This is a genomic window from Paenarthrobacter sp. TRD_SC_7, assembly GCF_056156245.1.
The window spans coordinates 3,483,695-3,506,192 of sequence record NZ_CM149587.1 but is presented as its reverse complement, the minus strand read 5'-3'; the positions used below and the strand labels follow the sequence as shown (position 1 = coordinate 3,506,192).

The following is a 22,498-nucleotide window of genomic DNA, read 5'->3' as shown; positions in this document are numbered from 1 at the left end:
TCTAAGCCCGCAGCCGGTAGCCGCGCTTCACCACGGTTTCCACGAGCTTGCCGTCCGGAAGGGAGGACCGGAGCCGGCTCACCGTCATGTCCAAGGCGTGCACGGAACCACGGAGATCCAAAAGGTCAGAGAGCGCCTCGCGGGACAGGACAGCCCCACCCGCGCCGAGCAGCGCTCGCAGCAGCAGGAGGGGAGCCGGTGCAAGCTCCACTACTTCACCGTTGATCCGCAAGCAGCGCCCTCGCAGCTCGATGGTGGCGCTCTTGGTCTCCAAACGGCGCACGTGGTTCAGGGACAGGTGTTCGGTCACCAGACGGATCAGTGCGCCCATGCGGTAACGGTCGGGAATCAGTGGCGTCAGCCCGGCGTCGACCAGCGGCTGTGCGGTAACCGGTCCAACGGCCGCAACAGTCACCGGCCCTTTGAGGGCCTCGATGAGCTGGCGGTAGAGTCCCATTTCGTGTGCGGTGCTCCACATCGCGTCCACGGCCGGGGCGCTGGTGAACGTCAATACATCGAGGTTGCCGCTGACTACGGCTTCGATCAGGCGCGGCAGTTTGTCTTCGCCGTCGGGCTTCACCCAGCGGTACGGGGTCACCGTAAGGACGGTGGCCCCGGACATCCGGAGCCGTTCCAGCTGGCGGACGTCCGTGTAGCCGTGCAGCTGCACGGCCACAGTCTTGCCGCGCACGCCTTCGGCCAGCAGCATGTCCACCAGCGTGGCGGTGGTCTCGTCACTGCTGATTCCGACGTCGGCAAGGCCAGCCGCCCGCACGGCGCCGCGGGCTTTGGGACCACGGACGAACATGCGGCAGGCGGACAGCGTTTCCAAGAGCTGCTCGCCGATGCCGAAGGAATCAGCGGCCTCGCACCAGCGCCGCATGCCGTAGGCGGTGGTGGCGATGCAGATGTCCGGCCTGGCCGCGATGATGGTGCGGGTGTCCTCGATGAGGACCATGTCCTCCTGCACAGGGGCGATCTTCAGGGCAGGGGCATGCAACACGCTCGCACCGCGACGTTCCAGTGCCTCAATGAGGTCGCGGGAGCGGCGGTGCGAGGTGACGCCGATGCGGAATCCATCCAACGGAGCTTCTACGGCTTCGGAAACTTCCGGGGCGACAGTAGCGTCCTGGACTTCGATGGCACGTGCAACAGTCATGTGTTCTTACCTTCAGGCTTCAAGGAGCGAAGCCGCGAGTCGGCTCAGTTCAGCGGATGCTTCGGCATGATTCCGGTTGGCTTCAGCCACCCGGACCACCTCGCCGATGACCAGCACGGCCGGGTTGCTGCAGCCGGTGGCTGCCGTTTCGATGGTACCGAGGTCAGCGATGGTGGTTCGCTGCCCCGGGCGGTATCCACGTTCCACCACGGCCATTGGCATGTCCGAATTCATCCCCGCGCGGCGCAGGCCCGCCGCCAGTTGGGGCAAGGTGCCGATGCCCATGAGGACTACAATGGTCCCGCCCAGGCCGGCAAGGTGGGTGTGTTCCTTCTCCGTCAAAGGGGCGTGGCCGGACACAACGGTGAACATGTGGCTCACCTCGCGGTGCGTCACTGGGATTCCAGCTGCGGCCGGAACCGAGATGGCGCTGGTGACACCGGAAATGACCCTCACCGGGACGCCGGCAGCAACGCAGGCAGCTACTTCTTCGCCGCCGCGGCCGAACACATACGGATCGCCTCCCTTGAGCCGGACCACGTTCTTGCCCAGAAGCGCCGCTTCCACCATGAGCTTCTCGATGTCCCTTTGAGTCACCTTGTGGAGCCCGGGCTGCTTTCCAACGTCCACGAGCTCTGCAGAGGTCAGGTCGGCCAGTTCCTGGTAGGGAGCGAGCCGGTCGTAAAACACGACGTCGGCATCCCGCAGGGCGTCCACGGCACCCACCGTCAGCAGGTCCAGGGCTCCGGGCCCTCCACCCACCAGGGTTACATGGCCCTCGGCGCCAGGTGCAGGTTCAAACGCAACCGGAATCCCGGCGTCGCGGCAGCGTTCCACCAGCGGCAGCCAGCCGGCCCCGCCGTCGTCCACTACCGCCACCAGGAACGGGCGCTCGGGGAGCTGACCGTCGCCCGGGACGCCTTCAGGGGCGCTGAGCCGGTACACGTTGGCGCCGGCGCCCTGGTAGCGGCGCACCGCTTGGCGGGCGGACTTTTCAGATCCCGTGACAAGGACGTCGCGGCCGGTGAGATCAATGGTGAGCTGCATGGTGAACCCCTAGTTTTCTGCGCCGACGGTTTCGCTGCGGATCGGGATAGTGGAAGCGATGAGCACGCCGCCCTTTTCCTCGTTGGTGGCCGGACGGATCTGGCCGCGCTCCGGAACGAAGGAGATGGACTCGTCCTTCTGGTTGGGGGCGTTGACGAAGGAACGGAAACGGCGGAGGCGCTCCGGGTCCTTCAGGGTCTCGGCCCACTCGTCCTCGTAGGTATCGATGTGCTTGGCCATCGTGGCTTCAAGCTCTTCTGCGATGCCCAAGGAGTCGTTGACCACTACTTCTTCGACGTGCCTGATGCCGCCGTCGAGCTCCTCCTGCCAGCGGGCGGTGCGCTGGAGGCGGTCAGCCGTTCGGATGTAGTACATGAGGTACCGGTCGATGTACTTCAGCAGGGTTTCGTCGTCCAGGTCCTTGGCCAGCAGTTGGGCGTGCGCCGGGGTGGCGCCACCGTTACCGCCTACGTACAGGTTCCATCCGTCGGCCGTGGCAATTACGCCAACATCCTTGCCGCGGGCTTCGGCACATTCACGGGCGCAACCGGAGACACCCATCTTCAGCTTGTGCGGGCTGCGGAGGCCGCGGTATCGCAGCTCCAAGGCGATGGCCATGGCCACCGAATCCTGAACACCGAATCGGCACCACGTGGAACCAACGCAGGACTTCACCGTGCGAAGGCTCTTTCCGTAGGCCTGTCCGGATTCGAACCCGGCGTCCACCAGTTCTTTCCAGATGTCCGGGAGTTGCTCCAGGCGGGCGCCGAACATATCGATGCGCTGGCCGCCGGTGATCTTGGTGTACAAGTTGTACTTCTCCGCGACGGCCGCGATGACGCCGAGGCCCTTGGGTGTGATCTCTCCGCCGGCAATGCGGGGAACCACCGAGTAGGTTCCGTCCTTCTGCATGTTTGCCAAAGCGCGGTCGTTGGTGTCTTGCAGGGAACCGCGCCCGGCATCCAAGACGTAGGCGGAGTGCTGGCTGGCCAGGATGGAGGCAATGGTCGGCTTGCAGATATCGCAGCCTGCTCCGGTGCCGTACTTGGCCATGATGTCTTCGAAGGACGTGAGTTCCAGGACGCGGATGGCGTCGAAGAGTTCCTGGCGAGAGAGGCTGATGTGCTCGCAGAGTGCCTTGGACACTTCAATGCCGGACTTCGTCAGTTCGCCTTCGAGGAGCTTCTTCAGCATAGGGACACAGGAACCACACTGGGTGCCGGCGCGGGTGCAGCCCTTGAGCTCGCCGAGTTCCTGCACGGGGGAGTTGCCCTCGCAGGCACCGCAACCGTTGATGGTGTCGCGGATTGTTCCGGCGGCTACGTTGTTGCAGGAGCACAGGATGGCATCGTCCGGAAGCTCGGTCTCCGGAGCTTCGCCACCACCGGCAGCGCTCAGGTAGGCGCCCGGTTCGGCGGACAATTCGCGGCCCAGGAGCGGGCGGAGGCTCATGTACGGGGAAGCGTCGCCCACGAAGATGCCGCCGAGGAGGGTCTTGGCATCGTCGGTGGTGACAATCTTCTGGTAGACGCCACGAGCGGGGTCGGCGTAGACGATCTCCAGGGAGTGCTCGGTCCGGGCAAATGCGTCGCCGAAGCTGGCCACGTCAACGCCGGACAACTTGAGCTTGGTGGCAGTGTCAAAGCCCGGGAAGGTTGCTTCGCCACCATGAAGCCGGTCTGCCACGATCTCGGCCATGGTGTTTGCAGGAGCTACGAGGCCGAGGCACATGCCCTCGAAGTTGGCTACTTCGCCGATGGCCCAGATGCCATCGACTTCGGTGGCACAGAAATCGTTGATGACCACACCGCCGCGTTGGCCCAGGCTGAACAGTTGCTCTTCACCTTCTGCGGCGCGGAAGAGGTCGTCGCGGGGCTTGACGCCGATAGCGACGATCACGAGGTCGGCGTCGATGGTGCGACCGTCAGCCATCAGGACACCGGTGACGTTGCCGTCGTCGTCCGTCACTACCTCGGAGGGGAAGACTCCACCGTGAACTTCGAAGCCCTTGGCTTCGATCAGGCGGCCAAGGGCTTGGCCGGCGCCCTCATCCAACTGGGTGTTCATGAGCCACGGTGCACCGTTGATGACGATCGGTGTGGCGCCCAACTGCTCGGTACCGGCAGCGGACTCAAGTCCAAGCAAGCCACCGCCAATGGTGACCGCGTTGACCTTGCGGCCCAGCTTTTCGCGCAGCTCGGCGATGGCTTTGTTAATGGCCCAGACGTCCTCGAGCGTGCGGTAAACGTGGGTGTGCTCGGAACCGGGGATGGGGAGGCGGGCCGCGTCAGAACCCGATGCCACCACCAAGTGGTCGTATTCGTACTTGTTGCCGGCGGCGGTGAGGACACTCTTGGCAACCGAATCGATCTTCACGGCGCGCTCGCCGGTTACCAACGTCAGTGCCTCGTGGTCCCACATCGACGCATCGCCCAAAGTGAGGTCCACGCCGGTTTCCGTGAGGGCCTTGCTCAGCGCAACGCGGTCGTAGGGGAGGTGGGCCTCTTCGGTCAGCACCGTAACCTGCCAACCTTCAAGACCGCGATTGAACATGGCATCGGCGAAACGGTGGGCAGCGGGGCCGCCGCCGACGACGACGATGCGGCGCGGGTTCTCTGTACTTGAAGTGTGTCCGGTCACTGGTGGGCCTTTCGCAGATGTTGCAGACGGATCTCCGCAACTTGTGCTTCCAGCCTAGGGACGGGCAGTTTCGCTTCAGTTTCCCTTTTGTTTCGTGATCTTAACTTCTGCATCACGAACGCATTTCGTGAGGTGTGAGGTCTCTTTTACGCGTTCGACACAAACCCGGACTACCGATGAAACACCCGGGTCCTAGCTTGGAGTAGTGGCCGCAAGCGCGGCCCGGTCCGGGGGAGTAACGGTGAAGAATGCCAGCACCCGGACACAGTGAGAGGGGCTGAAATGACCGTAATTCTGGACCGTGCCGAGGACCTGACCACCACCGCAACATGGCACCGTGTTTGCCCGGTGGATGAACTCGAACTGGCTTGGGGCGAGGCCGCGCTGATCGCAGGCCGTCAGGTTGCGCTGTTCCGCACTACGCCCGCCGAGGTCTTCGCTGTGGCACAGCAGGACCCGGCGACGCTCGCCAACGTTATGGCCCGCGGAATCATCGGATCCCGCGGAAGCCGGCCGACCATCGCGTCGCCGCTGCACAAAGAGGTCTACGACCTCGAAACCGGTGAATGCTTCACCAATCCTGAACTCAAGCTTGATGCTTTCGCCACCCGCTTGGTGGACGGCTTCATCGAGGTTGAACTCTAAAAGCCCTACAAGCCCAAGGCTTCGCGGACGTCCCTGAGAACATCGTCCAGGGATGTCCGCGCTGCTTGGCGTGCAGCAGTAAGTTCCGCCGCGGACTCCACGGCCTGGATGACTTCCAGGTAGCACTTCAGCTTGGGCTCCGTGCCACTGGGCCGGATAATCACGCGGCTCTGGTCCCGCGTGAGGTACAGCAGTCCGTCCGTGGGCGGCAGGGCTTCGCTTCCTTCCGCGAGATCGGCGAAAACCTCGACGGCGGAGCCTCCGAATGCTTCCGGCGGGTTGACCCGCAGGCGGTTCATCATGGCGTCCAAGAGTCCCAAATCCGCCACCCGGATACTGAGCTGGTCGCTCGCATGCAGCCCGTGTACCAGGTACAAGTCATCCAGGGTGTCGAAGATCGTCTTGCCGTCGGCCTTGGCAGTCGCTGCGAGTTCCGCGATCAGCACTGCCGCTGAAATGCCGTCCTTGTCGCGCACCAGGTCTGGTGCCACGCAGTAGCCCAGCGCTTCTTCGTAGCCGTATGTGAGGCCGGGAACGCGCGAAATCCATTTGAAGCCAGTGAGCGTTTCCTCGTGGAGGTATCCGGCTGCTGCCGCGATCCGCGAGAGCAGCCGCGACGAAACAATCGAGTTCGCAAAAACGCCGGTCTGCGGCTCTTCCCCCGCACCTGCAGCCAAACGCGCCACGATGTGGGCACCCAAAAGTGCACCAACTTCGTCGCCCCGCAGCATACGCCAAGCTCCCGTGGCGGGATCCAACGCAGCAACCGCAGCCCGATCGGCGTCGGGATCATTGGCCAAGACAATGTCCGCACCCGAGTCCGCGGCCGCGGCGAGTGCCAGGTCCAGCGCGCCCGGCTCTTCCGGGTTGGGGAATGCGACCGTAGGAAAGTCCGGATCCGGCTCAGCCTGCTCGGCCACGAGGGTGACATCCGTGAAGCCGGCGGCGTTCAGGACTGAGAGGGCCGTTTGGCCGCCGACGCCGTGCATGGGGGTCAGGACGATCTTCAGGTTCCGTGCGGGGAAGTGCTCCGGATCCACCAAGCCGGACATGGCGGATTCATAGTCGGAAGCGATGGACGTCGGTAGCACCGACCAGCCGCTGTCTGCGAGTTCGATCGACTCCAACGTCCCCAAGGCCTCGATCTTCGCCGCGATCCCGGCGTCATACGGTGCCACGATCTGCGAGCCGCGGCCGCTCTCGGAGACGGCGTGTCGCCCCAGATAAACCTTGTAACCGTTGTCCTGCGGAGGGTTGTGGCTGGCTGTGACCATCACGCCGCCGTCGCAATCCAGGTTCCTGACCGCGTAGGCGAGCAACGGCGTCGGAAGTGCTGCCGGCATCAGGAACGTCTCGATGCCCGCTGCTGTGAAGATCGCCGCGGTCTCTTCCGCGAAGATGTCCGAGTTGTAGCGGGCATCGAAGCCGACGACGGCGCGGGGCCGGGTGCCCGGCGCCGCCGCGGCAACAGTTTCGGTGAGGAAGGCCGCCAAACCTGCCGCTGCCCGGCGGACGACGACTCGGTTCATCCGGTTGGGGCCGGGGCCGAGCGCCGCGCGGAGGCCTGCTGTGCCGAACTGCAGGGTGCCGTTGAAGCTGTCGCCCAGTTCCTGGACAGCTCCCGCGTCACCGCCGCTGGCGAGGTCGGCCAGCTCGACGAGAGCAGCCGACGTCGCCGGGTCCGGGTCTTGGGAAGCCCATTGGCGGGCGTCGGTGATCAGCTGTTCAAATGCGGCATCGCTGGATGTCATAGGGACAAAACTATCCTCAATGGGCGCTTCACGGGCAACGAGGGGTGAGATCTCGGCCTTATGAGCGGTTGTAAAGGGTGAGATCCCGCCCCTCAGCGGCCCTAAAGTGCCCGCGTCCGCACGGTGAAGTCCGTGTCGCCGTCGACGCTGAAAGCCGAAGATTCCGTGGCGTCCCAATCCGGGAAGAACGTGTCCGAAATGACCGCAGTTCCACCCGCAGCCAAGACTTCCACCGAGGACGAATCGAGGAGGATCGTGAGATGGACCTTGCTGCCGGGGGAAGGCAGTGATACCTCATGGAATGGGCTGAACTTTTCGGAGAAGTTGCTGGTTCCGGCCTTTGACCGGTCCACCCTGACAGTGCCTCTTTCCTTGTTATAGGAGATGCGCAGCCCGTCTTCGGAGGCGGAGGATGATTGGCGGAGCAGAACGCCTGCTTCGAGCGCTGAGGTCAGGTCCATGTCCAGTTCGATCAGCTGGGTGCGTCCCGTGAAGTCCTGGCCAAGGTCCTTGGTTGAGGAGCTGACGGTGAGGTTATTGCTCTTCACCTCACCGGAGCGTTCCAGCGCCTGCCGTGCCGCGCCGGCTATGGCAGATCGCAACTCAAGCCGCTTCTCACCCCGAACCAAGGTGAGTTCGCGCGGAATTGCCATGGAGCCGCGCCACGGTGTGGTGGGAACGTGCTGGGCGTAGTCCCAGTTGCCCATCCAACCGAGCAACACGGGCTTGTCCCCGGGCGCTCCGGAGATGGAGTTCGCTGCGTAGTAGTCGGCGCCGTAATCCAGCCATTGCGATTCGTTGAGCGGCGCATCCGGTGCGGCAGCGTTCTCGGAAGTGAAGCGGGTCCCGTCGAATTCGCCCACGAAGTACTGCATGCCCGAGCCGCCCGCGATACCACCGGGGTTGATGCTCAGCAGCATCACCCACTTCTTGGCGGTGGAGTCCTCCACGTCCATCTGGATGAGTTCGGGTACTTCCCAGAGCCCTCCTTGGGCGCCCACGCCGGCGAAATCACTGAGGAAGTCCCAACGGAGCAGGTCAGTGGATTTGAACATCTTCACTACCTGCGCGTCCGCTACGACGGTAGTCATCACCCAGTAGCGGCCGGGCTCGTACCACGTGATCTTGGGGTCGCGGAAGTTGTTGTTGGTGGGTGCAAGGTTCAGCACGGGGTTGCCCTGGTACTTCTGCCACGTGCTTCCGTTGTCCAGGCTGAAGGCCACGGATTGCGCTTGCGCACCTTGGGGGAGCGCACCGTTCTTTCCATATGCGCTGGTGTAGAGGGCCACCATAGGTGGGTTCTGGGCGGACCCCAGTCCGGACGCGTTGTTCTTATCCATCACGATGCAGCCGGAGAAGATCTCTTCCTCAGGGCTCGCCTCCAAGGCAACGGGCTTCTGTTCCCAGTGGATCAGATCCTGGCTGGTGGAGTGCCCCCAGGACATGTTGCCCCACGAGTTCCCCCGGGGGTTGTACTGGTAGAACGCGTGGTAGGTCCCGTCGTGGTAGACAAGCCCGTTAGGGTCGTTGAGCCAGTTCTTCTCAGCTGTCAGATGCGCGACGGGCCGCCATGGATCCGAAGGGGACGGGCGGCGCCCGCCCGGGGTTGGGACCGGCGTCGGGCTTTCCGGTGGCGTGCAGGACGCGGCAGAGAAGGCGACAACGACGGCGGCACTTGCGGCCAGCATTTGGCGGCGGGACAGGTGGCGGTTGGGGTAGGTCATGGGGAGAAATCCTGAAGGGTTGGGGGTTGGCAGGGGTGTTGGCTCTTCTGGAGCCAACACCCCTGCCGCGGCCTCACGGCCAGGGTATTACGGCCTACTTGTAGTGGCCTTCGCCGCCAACGCGGAGGTTGGTGGGCAGGTAGCCGAACGGGCCGAGGCCGTTCTGGCCGAAGCTGCGGTCAACCTGGGTCACGCCACCCTTGAAGTTCATCTTCACGGTGGGTGACAGGGAGCCGCCGCGGACGCCGTCCACGTTGTCGATGAACGACTGGACGAGACCGCCGGGCTGTACGTAGTGCGAGTAAGCCTGGAACTGGCGGCCGTTCTGCCGCGGGTCCGGACCCTCCGGCGCGTTGGCCGGCATGTTCAGGTCAGTGGGAGAGCCCAAGGCTAGTCCGCTGTTGTTGACCGGTTGGTAGTCCGAACGGACGCCGTCGCCGACAAAGCCGTACACGCCGTCAGGGCCGCGCATGCCATCCGCGTAGGTGAACTGGTGGCTGATGGTGAACAGGTAGTACTTGTTCTTGCCGTTCTCGTTCTGGATGTAGATCTGCGGACGCTCAGTCTGGTCGTTGACGCAGTTGGCGGACAGGATCGGCGGCAGGAAGCTCCACTTGGTGAGGTCCTTGTTGTCGGCCACCGCCAGGCCCACATTGGCGGTCTGGTACCAGGCGCCGGTGGTGCTGTTGACCTGGTCCACGGTCTCCGCGTTCGGATCGCCCGGGCGGTAGCCCAAGTCCTCTTGCTTGCATTTGTAGGAGCCACGGGTGCCGCCGGTGTTGCCTTCGAAGACCATGAAGGTCTTGCCCGGGTGGGCTGGATCGGCGAACGTGTACGGGTCACGGAACGCGAAGCCCGGGTTCTGGGCCTTGTTCTGGTAGAGCTTTCCGTCCGGTTCCAGCAGCTTGGTGTGCTGGAAGCCGTCGAACGTCACGCCGTTCTGGTTGGCGTGGATATTGCCGAGGGCCTTGGCGATGGCCGCATCCGGGGCAATTCCTCCGCCGCCGGCGTTGCGCTCGGCGACGTCGTAGAACGTGGTGGCCGTGTAGAACACGTTGATCTTGTTTCCCTGCATGAGGCGCGTGGAACCGGACCATTCCGTGTTGCCGATGGACGTGTTGTCCAGGAACAGGTGTCCGCCGTAGTTCCATTTGTCCTTGGCGGGATCGGCGTTGGTCTTCCGGAAGAAGTAACCGATCCGGGCGTTCCAGTGGCGCTGGTCGAAGCCGTAGCCTGCGTGGCGGTCGGCGACCAAGGCGAAGATCACGTCCCAGCCCTTATAGCTGATCTGGTTCGCGTTTTCGTCGGTCAGGGACCAAGTGTCCCAGACCCAAACGTCGTCATTCATGGCCGCAAAGTCCTTGGGGATTTCGGGCATGGTGACGTTGGGGCTCATGGAGTTCTGGCCAGGGGCGACGTTGGGGTTGCTTTGCGCCATGATCTGTTTGGCGTCGGCTCGCGTCCACTTGGACGTGAAATTTGCCGCCGGATCATAAGCCTGCTGGGTGTGCAGGCTCGGCAGCGGGAATCCGGGCGTGGGTGCCGGCATGGTGCTCGACGGCGGGTCGGCCGGCAGGTTTGCCTGTGCAGCGGGCGTGACCAGCAGGATGGTGCCCGCCACGCTGGCTGCCGCTGCGACGGCTACTGCCCGTCGCAGACGGCGGCGTGGCCGTTGAGGGATTGAGTGCGTGTTCATGCTTGCTCTTCTCGCGGAGTGTTGGACTTCGTGGAGTGGGGCGCATGCCCTGTTCCCCTGATGAGGGGTTCTCTACTCAGGCGTCCGTCGATCCGCTGGAGGCGTCTTCGAGGGACGCCATCGTTTCGAGGTGCGGCGGTCCCTTGGAGGGTGCTCGCCGCGGGTGCTCCGGCACGTCGACTTACCGGGGCACTTTCCACGCTAAACACGTGTGAGGTTCAAAGCAAAGCCTGTTTCACGGCTCTGGCTCCGGTTGTCGGCCATATTGCGCAAGCGTTTACATTGGCAACACGCGCGCGTGCCAAAACCTCGAGGCCAAAGTCAATTGTTTCGTCATAAATCAGATTTATTCTGAGAATTTGCTGTGCGTTTTCCAGCGCGCCATTTGACTTGACGCTTCCTGCGGCTTGCCCCTATGGGAAAAGAAAACTGGCTGGCATTAGTGGTTGTTCCCTATGCTCAGAACAACAGCAAATGCCAGCCAGTTTGGCCTTTAGTGCCTGCTAAAGCTTGGCGATGATTTCCGCCAGGAGCTTCGAGATTCGCTTGCCCGCTGCGTGTCCGGCTTCCAGGACTTCCGCGTGGCTCAAGGGAACAGGGCTGATGCCGGCCGCAAGGTTGGTAACCAGCGAGATGCCGAAAACTTCCATTCCTGCGTGGCGGCCGGCGATGGCTTCCAGTGCCGTGGACATACCCACAAGGTCCGCACCGATCCGCTTGGCGTACTGTACCTCTGCCGGCGTCTCGTAGTGCGGGCCTGTGAACTGCGCGTACACGCCCTCCTGCAAGGAGGAATCAACTTCACGCGCAAGGTCGCGGATCCGTGAGGAGTAGAGATCGGTGAGGTCCACGAACGTGGCGCCCTCAAGCGGTGAGGTTGCGGTGAGGTTGATGTGATCGCTGATGAGGACCGGAGTTCCCGGGGTCCAGTCTTCGTTGAGGCCGCCACAACCGTTGGTTAGGACGAGTGTCTTGCAACCAGCGGCGGCGGCAGTGCGCACGCCGTGCACGACGGACCGCACCCCGCGGCCCTCGTAGTAGTGCGTCCTGGCGCCCAAGACCAGAGCCCGCTTTCCCTCCTTGGTGAGGACGGAACGAATGGTTCCTACGTGGCCCACGACGGCAGGTTTATGGAAGCCCGGGACTTCGGATGCATTCAGGGTGGCGGTGGTTTCACCGATGAGATCTGCGGCCTCGGCCCAGCCGGATCCGAGCACCAGGGCTACATCGTGGGACTCGACGCCGGTCTCCGCAGCAATGAAGTCAGCGGCGGCCTGTGCGGCTTCGAAGGGGTCTGTGTTCATCAGCTCAGTGTTACTCACTGGTACAAGCTACCTTGCGGCTGCAGGACATTGGTAGGGACCGGGAGCGAGTGAGGTTCGGCTGAGTGGCAACCGGCGTGGCAATAAGCGAGAATTGAGGATTGTGACCACCCAAGTTGACTTCAGTGCCCCCCGTATCGCGATCCTGGGAGGTGGTCCCGGTGGTTATGAAGCTGCCATGGTGGCCGCCTCGCTCGGCGCGCACGTCACGATCATCGAGCGGGCAGGCCTCGGTGGCTCCGCGGTGCTGACCGACGTCGTGCCTTCCAAAACCCTTATTGCCACCGCCGACCTCATGACCCGCGTCGGTGAGGCGGACGAGCTCGGAGTGAAGTTCGACGGCGACGGCACAGCCTCAAAACCCCGTGCCGACCTCAAGCACATCAACGATCGCGTCCTGAACCTGGCCCATGGACAGTCAGCTGACATCCGTGCCGGCCTTGAGCGCCTCGGCGTGGAGATCGTCATCGGTTCCGGCAGGTTGCTGGACAACAACACCATCGAGGTCCTGACCCTCGAAGGCACCCGTACTATCGATGCGGACGCCATCCTGCTGGCTGTCGGTGCGCACCCGCGTGAACTCCCCACGGCCAAGCCCGACGGCGAACGCATCCTCAACTGGGCCCAGATCTACAACCTGGACGAACTTCCCGAAGAACTGATCGTTGTGGGGTCCGGTGTTACCGGCGCCGAGTTCGCGTCCGCCTACAACGGCCTGGGCTCCAAGGTTACGCTGATCTCCAGCCGCGACCAGGTCCTCCCCGGCGAGGATACGGACGCTGCCAAGCTGCTGGAAGGCGTCTTCGAACGTCGCGGCGTGAACGTCCTGTCGAAGTCCCGCGCCAATGCAGTGGAGCGAACGGACGACGGCGTGAAGGTCACCTTGGGTGACGGATCGATCGTGACAGGTTCGCACTGCTTGGTGTGCGTCGGCTCCATCCCCAACACTGCCGGCATCGGCCTTGAGGAAGCCGGCGTGACCCTGACAGAGTCCGGGCACATCAAGGTGGACGGCGTTTCCCGCACCACTGCCCCCAACATCTACGCTGCCGGCGACTGCACGGGTGTCTTCGCCTTGGCATCCGTGGCCGCAATGCAGGGCCGCATCGCGATTGCCCACTTCATGGGCGACGGCGTGAAGCCGCTCAAGCTCAACCAGGTGGCGTCCAATATCTTCACGTCTCCTGAAATCGCCTCTGTGGGGGTCTCCGAGGCCGATCTCGCGTCCGGCAAATACCAGGGCGACGTCGTGATGCTGTCCTTGCTCAGCAACGCCCGCGCCAAGATGCGCAACACCAAGGACGGCTTCGTCAAGATCATCGCCCGCAAGGGATCCGGCACCGTGATCGGTGGCGTAGTGGTTGGCCCGAACGCGTCCGAGCTCATCTTCCCGATCTCCCTGGCTGTGACCCAGAAGCTCCATGTGGACGACGTGGCCAGTGCGTTCACCGTGTACCCGTCGCTGACCGGCTCCATCTCCGAGGCGGCGCGGCGCCTGCACGTGCACATGTAGCTCCACGCTGACCAGCGTGGGTTGCCCGTTTCGACGGTCCGCTGCGGATCGTGCCGTACGCACGGCACGATCCGCAGGGAACCCCCGAATCGGAGCGAGAACTATGCGGCTTCAGGCGGCAGCCGCTTGGAAGTGTTTTTCGATGATCCCCTTGATGTCCTCATGGCACCCTCCGCAGCCTGTGCCGGCGCGGGTGGTCTTGGAGACCTCTCCTACTGTGCTGCAGCCTTCCGCAACTGACTCCGAGATGCTGGCCGCACTCACCCCGGCACAGCGGCAAACGGTCCGCTGGGGATCGTGGCTTGTGGCGCCGGCATCCAGCTGGTCAGGTCCGTCCAGGCGGAGCAGCAAGGACCTGTCCGCAGGCAGCTCCGAGGAACGCTCGAAGAGCACCACCAGCTCGGCGGCAGTCCTGGGCATACCTACGGCCACCAAGCCTTCCAGCACTCCTCCGCGGGTGGTCATCTTCACGTAGCGGCCGTGTTCGGGATCGGCCCACTGGGAGATTTGCCTGCGGGCACGCCCGGACGCGGCACCGGCTTCCAGCAACTCCTCGTCCCAAGGATCGGCCTGGTTGTCGCCCGCCACGGCCAGGTTGATGCCACGTGCCTTCAGGACAACCACCCCGGGCTTCTCCTTGGGCAGCGCTTCCAAGGCATCTGCGGCGGCCTGGCCATCCCGGGCCAGCACCACGAGGTATTCGGCCAACCACTCAGCCTGCCGCCAGCCCGGACCCACCAAGCCGGAGGGTCCACCGGCCGTGCGGCAATCAACACATGAAGCGTCCGGGCAGCGCACTTCGGCGCAGTCGCCGATCGCGAACATGTGGGGTTCGTGATAAGTCCGGAGGTGGTGGTCGACCAGAATGCCCGCCGCCACAGGAAGACCACAGCCTTCCGCCAGTTCAATGCGGGGGCGAACACCACAGGACAGAACCAGCAGGTCGCCGTCGATCGCCGAGCCGTCATCCAACAGCAAAGCGGAGAAGCTGCCGCCGGGACCAGCCGTTTCCACACCAGTAGAACGCGCGTTGCCTGCCATCCGGACACCGCCGGCTCGCAAGCTGTTGGTGAGGACTGAGCCACTTCCGCGGTCGATGCTGCGCCCCAGTGGGAAGGGACCGTTGTGAACCACGGTTGCCTGAGCTCCCTCTTCGGCGGCGGCGAGTGCAGTCTCCAGGCCCAGCACGCCGCCTCCCAGCACCACCACGCGCTTGCCGTCAGCGACCGCGGAGCGGAGCACGGCAGCATCCTTCAGGTCGCGCAACGCCGTGACCCCCGCGGGGAGTACGGGTCCGGAAGGGTCGGGGTTGAGCCCGGTGAGGTTCGGAATCACGGGACGGGACCCGGTGGCGAAAACCAATCTGTCGTAGTGCTCCGTGCTGCCGTCGGACAGCACTACGTTCTGGCGGGCGCGGTCGATCCTCTTGACCTTGACGCCCAACCGCACCTGCACGCCGTCGGACTCCAATTCGGAAGCGTCAGCCATCGCCAACGCGTCGGCAGTGGTGCGGCCGACGCCCAGCTCGGCGACCATCACGCGGTTGTACGCTGCCTCTGCTTCCTGTCCGACCACGAGCAACTGGACGAGTCCTGTCCGCACGGCGGGGAGCAATTCGTCGACGAGCCGGGCAGCGACCGGTCCGAATCCAACAACAACAATGCGCTCGCTCATGATGCCTCCTTGACGTGCACGGGCAACCCGGCCATGGCTGGACTACTTGCAGGAATGGCCGGCGAAGCTTGCGTAGCCGCAGCCTTCCGGACCCATACCCGGCTGGTCTTGAACTCCGGCATGCCGGAAATGGGATCTGTGGTCGCCTCCGTGAGGCGGTTGGCGTTTTCCTGGCCGGGGAAGTGGAACGGGAGGAAGACGGTGTCCGGGCGGACCGAGTTGCTGAGCTCGGCACGGCAGAGCACTTCACCGCGCTCATTGGTTACCGTGGCGTAGTCGCCGTCGACAATGCCCCGCGCGGCTGCCGTTCCCGGGTGAATGAGGAGCCGGGCTTGCGGCTGCGATGCCAGGAGCTCGCTCACGCGTCGGGTCTGCGCGCCGGATTGGTAGTGCTCCAGAAGTCGGCCGGTTGCCAAGGCCAGTGAATCGTCCCCAAACGAACGGACGGCCCGCTTGGAGGGCGTCACCGGAACCATGACGGCCCGGCCATCGGCATGGGCGAACCCGTCGGCGAAGAGTCGCGGCGTCCCGGTGCTGCCCACGGGGTAGGGCCAGTAGGCAGCTTCGCCACGGTCCAGCATGGCGTAATCGATGCCCGAGTAATCGGCCAAACCACCGGCGGAAGCCAAGCGCAGTTCTTCGAAAACGGTCTCGGGATCATCGCTGAATGTTGAAGGAGCCTCGAGCATCTCGGCTAGCCGGGCCATGAGCCACAACTCGCTGCGGACACCCGGGGGAGGAGTCAGTGCACGGCGGCGGCGGATCACGCGACCCTCGAGGTTGGTCAGTGTGCCCTCTTCCTCGGCCCACTGCGTCACAGGCAAAACCAAATCCGCTTCAGCAGCGGTTTCTGACATGAAGAAGTCGCACACCACCAGGAAATCAAGGCTGCGGAGTCCTCGGATCACCGCGTTGGTGTCCGGAGCCGACACCACCACGTTGGCGCCGTGCACGAAAAGGCAACGGACGCCGTCGGGCTTTCCGAGAGACTTGAGAAGTTCGACGGCGGGGAGGCCGGGGCCGGGGATCAGCGACTCGTCAATGCCCCACACTCCGGCGACGTGGGCGCGGGCGGCGGGATCGGTGATCTTGCGGTAACCCGGGAGCTGGTCGGCCTTCTGTCCGTGTTCGCGGCCCCCTTGGCCGTTGCCCTGGCCGGTGAGCGTGCCGTAGCCGCTGCGCGCTGAACCGGGCAGGCCCAGAAGGAGGCTGAGGTTAATCGCCGCGGTCGCGGTGTCCGTGCCGTCCACGTGCTGCTCCACACCACGGCCGCTGAGGATATAGCTGCCGCCAGCGCGGGCTCCTTGCGCCAAGCGGCGGGCGGTCTCGCGGATCAGGGTGGCGGGGACGCCGGTGACGGACTGCACGCGCTCGGGCCAGAACGCATTGAGGCTGCGCACCACGGCAGCGTAGCCGCTGGTGTTGGCCGCGATGTACTCAGCGTCGGCCAGGCCCTCGTGGACCACCACGTGGCTGATGCCCAAAAGGAGGGCCAAATCTGTGCCGGGCGTCGGCTGCAAGTGGAGGCCGCCGCCGTCGGAGGTGAACGCTGCAGTAGCCGAGCGGCGGGGGTCCACCACGATCAGCCCGCCGGCGTCGCGGGCACCCTGCAGGTGCTGGACGAACGGCGGCATGGTCTCGGCAACGTTGGAACCGAGCATGAGGATCACGGACGCGGTGTCCAGGTCCGTGACAGGGAAGGGAAGGCCGCGGTCCACGCCGAAAGCGCGGTTACCGGCAGCTGCGGCCGAAGACATGCAGAAGCGGCCGTTGTAATCAATGCGGGAAGTGCGCAGGGCAAGCCGGGCAAACTTGCCCAGCAGGTACGCCTTCTCGTTGGTGAGACCGCCGCCGCCGAAGACTCCGACGGCGTCATTCCCGTACTGCTGCTGGGTGTCCTTGACGGCGGCTGTGATGAGCATGAGCGCCTGGTCCCAGGAGATGGGCTGGTGAACGCCGTCCGATCCCTTCAGCAATGGTTCGGTGACGCGGCCGTTGTGACGCAACAACGACGCCGATGTCCAGCCTTTGCGGCATAGCCCGCCCCGGTTTGTTGGGAAGTCGCGCCCGGATACTTCCAAGGGCACGTCAACTTTGGCGGGGGCTGCCTCCGGCGCGGGCACTGCCCCGGCTGCAGGCGCAGCCGGGGTCAGCGTCATGGCGCACTGGAGCGCGCAGTAAGGGCAGTGGGTATCGGCGCCGTTGGGCATCTAGATGTGTCCGATCGTGTTGCGCTTCTGGGCGGGGCGGATGTAGCAAACCCAGCAGACGGTGAGCATGAGGACATAGGCTCCGACGAATCCATAGAACGCCGGGGTATAGGAGCCGCTGGCCGAGTTTGAGGCGTTGAGGACCTGCGGGATGACGAAGCCGCCGTAGGCGCCGATCGCGGAGATCAAGCCCAGTGACGAAGAAGCGAGTCGTGCGGTGGTGGCGCTTGGGGCGCCTGCACGGGCGGCCCGGCTGGAGGTTGCGAAGATGACCGGGATCATGCGGTAGGTTGCGCCGTTTCCGAAGCCACTGGCAAGGAAGAGCAGCAGGAACAAGGTAAGGAAGAGCCAGAAGTTCTTCAGCGGCAGCGTCCAGATCATGGTAAGCGTGATGACGGCCATGGATGCGAAGGAGGCGATGGTCATCCGGGCGCCACCCATGCGGTCGGCCATGCGTCCGCCGTATGGGCGGGCCAGGGACCCAACCAGCGGGCCGAGGAAGGCCAGAGAGAGTGCCACTGCGCCGACGTGAATGGAGGAGAAGTCCGGGAAGTAGTCCTTGATCAGCTTGGGGAAGACGCCCGCGAAGCCGATGAACGAGCCGAACGTTCCGATGTAGAGGAACGCCATGATCCACAGGTGCGGTTCCTTGAGGGCTGCCAGGGAACCAGCCACATCACCCTTGGCGCTGGTGAGGTTGTTCATGTACTTGTAGGCGCCGAACGCGGCGATGATGATCAGCGGAATCCAGATGATGCCTGCCATGGGCAGGTTGACGGTCCCGGCGGCCAGCAGGGTGATGGCGATGGGGACAACAAGCTGCGCGACGGCGGCACCAAGGTTACCGCCTGCTGCGTTCAGGCCCAGGGCCCATCCCTTTTCGCGGGCGGGGTAGAAGAAGGTGATGTTGGCCATCGAGCTGGCGAAGTTGCCGCCACCGAAACCGGCGAGTGCGGCCATGAGGAGCATGATGCCGAACGGCGTCTCCGGGTTCGAGACGCAGATGGCAAGGCCTGTGGTGGGGATCAGCAGGAGCAACGCCGAAACGATGGTCCAGTTCCGGCCACCGAACTTGGGAACCATGAAGGTGTAGGGGATACGGAGAGTAGCGCCCACGAGGCTGGGGATGGAGATGAGCCAGAAGATCTGGTTGGTGTCGAACTGGAAGCCGGCTGCGGGGAGTTGGACCACCACGATGGACCACAGCTGCCATACGACGAATCCGAGGAATTCGGCGAAGATCGACCAGTAGAGATTGCGCTTGGCGATGGACCGGCCTTCGGCTTCCCACTGGCCCTTGTCTTCGGCATCCCAGTTGGCAATCCAGCGGCCGGGGCGGTGTTCAAGGGCGGGGGCGGCGGTGGCAGTGGACTGGACAGGGGCCAGTTCTTCTGCGGAGCGGTCAACAGTCACGGAGTGCCTCCTAGGTGGGGGACGTTGTTATTCCAAGGTAGGTTTCCCGCATTTCGTGGACGGGCGCCGTTTGTAAACGTGCTGTGACATTTCCCTATCGGCGGGGTCACCAGCGCGTGAGGCGATGGTGAGGTAATGTGGCGCGGACCACAGAATGAGATTCTCCCGCTTGTCTGCATGCTGGACTTGGTTGTCCAGTCAATGGACGGCGGGAACTATTATTGAACTCTCGAATAATCCTTCGCCGGGTAGGCTCCTGGGTCATCGGCCGGCGTGAACGAAAGCTGCAAATACATGTCTTCCACTGCACCATCCAAGGAAGGCGAGTCCACTAAGCCAGTGAACTCGCGGGGCAAGGTGATCTTCGCGAGCCTGATCGGCACGACGATCGAGTTCTACGATTTCTACGCCTATGCCACGGCGTCGGTACTCGTCTTCCCGAAACTCTTCTTCCCGGACGCCACTGACATTAATGCGCTACTCAGTGCGTTCGCCATTTTTGGCGTTGCCTTCTTCGCACGGCCCATCGGCGCCGTGGTCTTCGGCCACTTCGGTGACAAGATCGGCCGCAAGGGCACCCTGGTTGCATCGCTGCTGACCATGGGTATTGCAACCTTCCTCATCGGCCTCCTGCCTACGGCCTCCATGCCGGGATGGGCCATCCTGGCTCCCATCATGCTGGTCATCCTGCGGTTCTTCCAAGGCCTGGCTTTGGGTGGAGAATGGTCCGGCGCAGCGTTGCTCGCCACGGAGAACGCACCCGAGGGTAAGCGCGCCATCTACGGAACGTTCCCGCAACTGGGCGCCCCCATCGGCTTCATCATCGCCAATGTCATCTTTATCTGGATGAACGTATCCCTGAGTGCAGAAGAATTCCTCGCCTGGGGCTGGAGGGTTCCGTTCCTGCTCAGTGCGGTCCTGGTCATCGTGGGCCTCTACGTGCGCTTGAAGCTGGTGGAGAGCGTGTCCTTCACCAAGGTGATTCAGCAGGAAAAGGTGCAGAAGCTGCCCCTCGCGGCCACCCTCAAGAGCCACTGGCGCCCCGTTGTGGCCGGTACCTTCATCATGTTTGCCACCTACGTGCTCTTCTACATCATGACCACGTTCACCCTGTCCTACGGAACCAAGCCGACACTGGCCGGTGCCCAGGCAGCAGCCGAAAAGGCCGGCAAGCCCATGACAGCAGAGCAGGTCGCGGCATTCGTCCCCGGCCTGGGAATCACCCGGTCCGACTTCCTCTGGATGCTGATCATCGGCGTCGTGTTCTTCGGTATCTTTACAGTGGTTTCCGGACCACTCGCTGAGAAGTGGGGCCGACGCAAGTTCCTGCTGGGCGTCACTGCCGGTATCTTCGTCTTCGGTGCGCTCTGGTTCACCATGTTCGGTCCCGGCCAGGCAGCGGCCATGGTTGGCCTCATTGTGGGCTTCACCCTCATGGGCCTGACCTTCGGACCCATGGCGGCCATCCTCCCCGAGCTGTTCCCGGCCAACGTCCGTTACACCGGTTCAGCGGTGGCGTATAACCTGTCCTCCATGATCGGAGCCGCACCGGCCTCGTTCGTTGCCATTGCCCTCTGGCAGGCAGCCAACGGCAGCACGTGGCTGGTTGGCGTCTACATGGCGGCCGCCGCTGTGGTCACCTTCGTGGCGCTCTGGCTGACGCGTGAAACCAAGGACATGGACTACGAGAACAACGTCGCCTAAGTATCCCGATTACGACGTCGGCCCCGCACCAAACGGTGCGGGGCCGACCTCGTTTAAGAGGTTCTTGGTGTTAGTCCTCGATGGTGGCGATGACTGCGCCCGCGGCGACGGTCTCTCCGGCGGTGGCAGCGAGGCCACGCACTGTACCTGCCTTGTGGGCGGTCAGGGGCTGCTCCATCTTCATCGCTTCGAGAACCACGATCAGGTCGCCCTCTGCCACAACGTCACCTTCAGAAGCAGCGACCTTGACGATTGTGCCCTGCATGGGAGACGTCAGTGCGTCACCGCCAGCAGCTGCAGCCGTAGCGCCAGCTGAGCGGGAGCGCTTCTTGGACTTGCCGGATTTGGTGGCCGAACCGGCGGAAGTCGCAGCGATGCCGCCACCCAGGCCGGACGGAAGGACGACCTCAAGCCGCTTGCCACCAACCTCGACGACGACGCGCTGGCGGTCACCGGCGTCGGGCGTTTCAGCGCCCGCGCCGCTGGCAGACCAAGCAGGGATGCTGTTGACGAACTCGGTCTCGATCCAGCGGGTGTGAACCTTGAAGGGTCCTTCCGCTGGAGCGAAGTCGGGGTCGGTGACCACTGCGAGGTCGAAGGGGATGACGGTGGGGATGCCCTCAACCACCATCTCTTCCAGGGCGCGGCGTGAACGCTGGAGGGCTTGCTCGCGGGTGGCGCCCGTGATGATCAGCTTGGAGAGCATGGAGTCGAAGTTGCCGCTGATGACGTCGCCCTGCTCAATGCCGGAATCGATCCGGACGCCGGGGCCGGTCGGGTTCTTCAGTGTGGTGATGGTGCCGGGGGCGGGCATGAAGTTGCGGCCCGGGTCCTCGCCGGTGATACGGAACTCGAAGGAGTGGCCGCGGACCTCGGGGTCGTCGTAGCCCAAGGCTTCACCGCGGGCGATGCGGAACTGCTCACGGACGAGGTCGATTCCCGTGACTTCCTCGGACACGCAGTGCTCCACCTGGAGACGGGTGTTGACCTCAAGGAAGGAGATGGTTCCGTCCTGGCCCACCAGGAACTCGCACGTGCCGGCGCCAAGGTAGTTGGCTTCCTTCAGGATTGCCTTGGAGGACTCGTACAGGCGCTTGTTCTGCTCTTCGCTGAGGTATGGAGCGGGAGCTTCCTCAACGAGCTTCTGGTTGCGGCGCTGCAAGGAGCAATCGCGGGTTGAAACCACCACAACGTTGCCGAAAGCATCCGCCAGGCACTGTGTTTCGACGTGGCGCGGAGCATCGAGGAAGCGCTCGATGAAGCACTCGCCGCGGCCGAAAGCTGCGGTGGCTTCGCGGACCGCGGATTCGTACAGTTCGGGGATTTCGTCCATGGTGCGGGCGACCTTGATGCCGCGTCCACCGCCGCCGAAGGCAGCCTTGATGGCGATGGGAAGGCCGAATTCCTCGGCGAACTTCAAGATTTCGTCCGCGGACTCAACGGGGTCAGCCGTGCCGGGCACCAACGGCGCGCCCACCTTTTCGGCGATGTGGCGGGCCTGTACCTTGTCGCCCAGGGCTGAAATGGCTTCGGGAGAGGGGCCGATCCACGTGATTCCGGCGTCGATGACCTTGGCCGCGAACTCGGCGTTCTCGGCTAGGAAACCGTAGCCGGGGTGGATGCCGTCCGCGCCGGACTGCTTGGCGACGTCGATGATCTTGTCCATCACCAGGTACGACTCAGCAGCGGTGTTGCCGCCCAAGGCGTAAGCTTCGTCGGCGAGGCGGACATGGAGGGCGTCACGGTCGGGGTCGGCGTAAACGGCTACGGAGGCGATGCCTTCGTCCCGGGCGGCTCGGATGATGCGGACCGCGATTTCGCCGCGGTTGGCAATCAAGACCTTGGTGAGAGGGCTGGAAATGGGCTGCGCCGGGTTAGCTGACAAGTTGTTGACTCCTTCTGTCCTTGAGGAGCCTAGCGTGATTGTGAGGGTTCCGCCCATATTGATGGGGGATTCCGTGTGTGAGGCGATGTTCCTTTGTAGGGTTGCTACAAACCGC

14 protein-coding genes are annotated in these 22,498 nt (G+C 63.9%); 3 read left to right on the top strand and 11 right to left on the bottom strand.

The window, feature by feature from the left end; genetic code table 11:
- Position 1: 1 nt before the first annotated feature.
- Genes AC0J5Z_RS16770 through nirB form a run of 3 tightly spaced genes read right to left on the bottom strand, consistent with a single transcriptional unit; the run spans position 2 to position 4,846 of the window.
- Positions 2–1,159 (bottom strand): uroporphyrinogen-III synthase, encoded by a 1,158-nt coding sequence (locus AC0J5Z_RS16770; protein WP_475034404.1) that lies wholly within the window; start codon positions 1,157–1,159, stop codon positions 2–4.
- A 12-nt stretch (positions 1,160–1,171) separates the two neighbouring features.
- Positions 1,172–2,206, bottom strand: a complete 1,035-nt coding sequence (gene cobA, locus AC0J5Z_RS16765; protein WP_475034402.1) for a uroporphyrinogen-III C-methyltransferase — start codon at positions 2,204–2,206, stop codon at positions 1,172–1,174.
- A 9-nt stretch (positions 2,207–2,215) separates the two neighbouring features.
- A complete protein-coding gene (gene nirB / locus AC0J5Z_RS16760) occupies positions 2,216–4,846 on the bottom strand; it encodes a nitrite reductase large subunit NirB (protein WP_475034400.1) in 2,631 nt (876 codons plus the stop codon).
- 282 nt (positions 4,847–5,128) lie between these two features.
- On the opposite strand from nirB, the gene nirD reads away from it, so the two are divergent.
- The gene (nirD, locus tag AC0J5Z_RS16755) at positions 5,129–5,491 is read left to right on the top strand and encodes a nitrite reductase small subunit NirD (RefSeq protein ID WP_475034397.1); all 363 of its coding nucleotides are present in this window, start codon (positions 5,129–5,131) and stop codon (positions 5,489–5,491) included.
- A gap of 5 nt (positions 5,492–5,496) precedes the next feature.
- On the opposite strand, the gene AC0J5Z_RS16750 is transcribed toward nirD, so the two are convergent.
- The 4 genes from AC0J5Z_RS16750 to AC0J5Z_RS16735 all read right to left on the bottom strand — a co-directional run bounded on the left by AC0J5Z_RS16750 (position 5,497) and on the right by AC0J5Z_RS16735 (position 11,966).
- A complete protein-coding gene (locus AC0J5Z_RS16750) occupies positions 5,497–7,242 on the bottom strand; it encodes a phospho-sugar mutase (protein WP_475034395.1) in 1,746 nt (581 codons plus the stop codon).
- A 101-nt stretch (positions 7,243–7,343) separates the two neighbouring features.
- Positions 7,344–8,966, bottom strand: coding sequence for a glycoside hydrolase family 32 protein (locus tag AC0J5Z_RS16745; protein ID WP_475034393.1), 1,623 nt, complete (start codon positions 8,964–8,966; stop codon positions 7,344–7,346).
- Between the two features lie 94 nt (positions 8,967–9,060).
- Positions 9,061–10,662: a glycoside hydrolase family 68 protein gene (locus AC0J5Z_RS16740; RefSeq protein WP_475034390.1), complete on the bottom strand. Its 1,602-nt coding sequence runs from the start codon at positions 10,660–10,662 to the stop codon at positions 9,061–9,063.
- Positions 10,663–11,165: 503 nt separating this feature from the next.
- On the bottom strand, positions 11,166–11,966 hold the full coding sequence (locus AC0J5Z_RS16735) for a purine-nucleoside phosphorylase (RefSeq protein WP_475034388.1): 801 nt from the start codon (positions 11,964–11,966) through the stop codon (positions 11,166–11,168).
- Between the two features lie 121 nt (positions 11,967–12,087).
- Between AC0J5Z_RS16735 and AC0J5Z_RS16730 the strand changes: the two genes are divergently transcribed.
- Positions 12,088–13,497, top strand: coding sequence for an NAD(P)H-quinone dehydrogenase (locus AC0J5Z_RS16730; protein WP_475034385.1), 1,410 nt, complete (start codon positions 12,088–12,090; stop codon positions 13,495–13,497).
- A 111-nt stretch (positions 13,498–13,608) separates the two neighbouring features.
- Here AC0J5Z_RS16730 and AC0J5Z_RS16725 read toward each other — a convergent pair whose 3' ends face one another.
- From AC0J5Z_RS16725 to AC0J5Z_RS16715, 3 genes are read right to left on the bottom strand one after another with little or no spacing between them, the layout of a single operon-like run.
- Positions 13,609–15,171, bottom strand: a complete 1,563-nt coding sequence (locus tag AC0J5Z_RS16725) for an FAD-dependent oxidoreductase (protein WP_475034382.1) — start codon at positions 15,169–15,171, stop codon at positions 13,609–13,611.
- A complete protein-coding gene (locus tag AC0J5Z_RS16720; RefSeq protein WP_475034379.1) occupies positions 15,168–17,381 on the bottom strand; it encodes a molybdopterin oxidoreductase family protein in 2,214 nt (737 codons plus the stop codon). The genes AC0J5Z_RS16725 and AC0J5Z_RS16720 overlap by 4 nt, the downstream gene beginning before the upstream one ends.
- Complete coding sequence (locus tag AC0J5Z_RS16715) at positions 17,382–18,794, bottom strand: MFS transporter (protein WP_475034377.1); 1,413 nt, start codon at positions 18,792–18,794, stop codon at positions 17,382–17,384.
- A gap of 294 nt (positions 18,795–19,088) precedes the next feature.
- Between AC0J5Z_RS16715 and AC0J5Z_RS16710 the strand changes: the two genes are divergently transcribed.
- Complete coding sequence (locus AC0J5Z_RS16710) at positions 19,089–20,498, top strand: MFS transporter (protein ID WP_475034375.1); 1,410 nt, start codon at positions 19,089–19,091, stop codon at positions 20,496–20,498.
- 70 nt (positions 20,499–20,568) lie between these two features.
- Here AC0J5Z_RS16710 and AC0J5Z_RS16705 read toward each other — a convergent pair whose 3' ends face one another.
- Positions 20,569–22,440, bottom strand: coding sequence for an acetyl/propionyl/methylcrotonyl-CoA carboxylase subunit alpha (locus tag AC0J5Z_RS16705; RefSeq protein ID WP_475034372.1), 1,872 nt, complete (start codon positions 22,438–22,440; stop codon positions 20,569–20,571).
- Between the last annotated feature and the right edge of the window lie 58 nt (positions 22,441–22,498).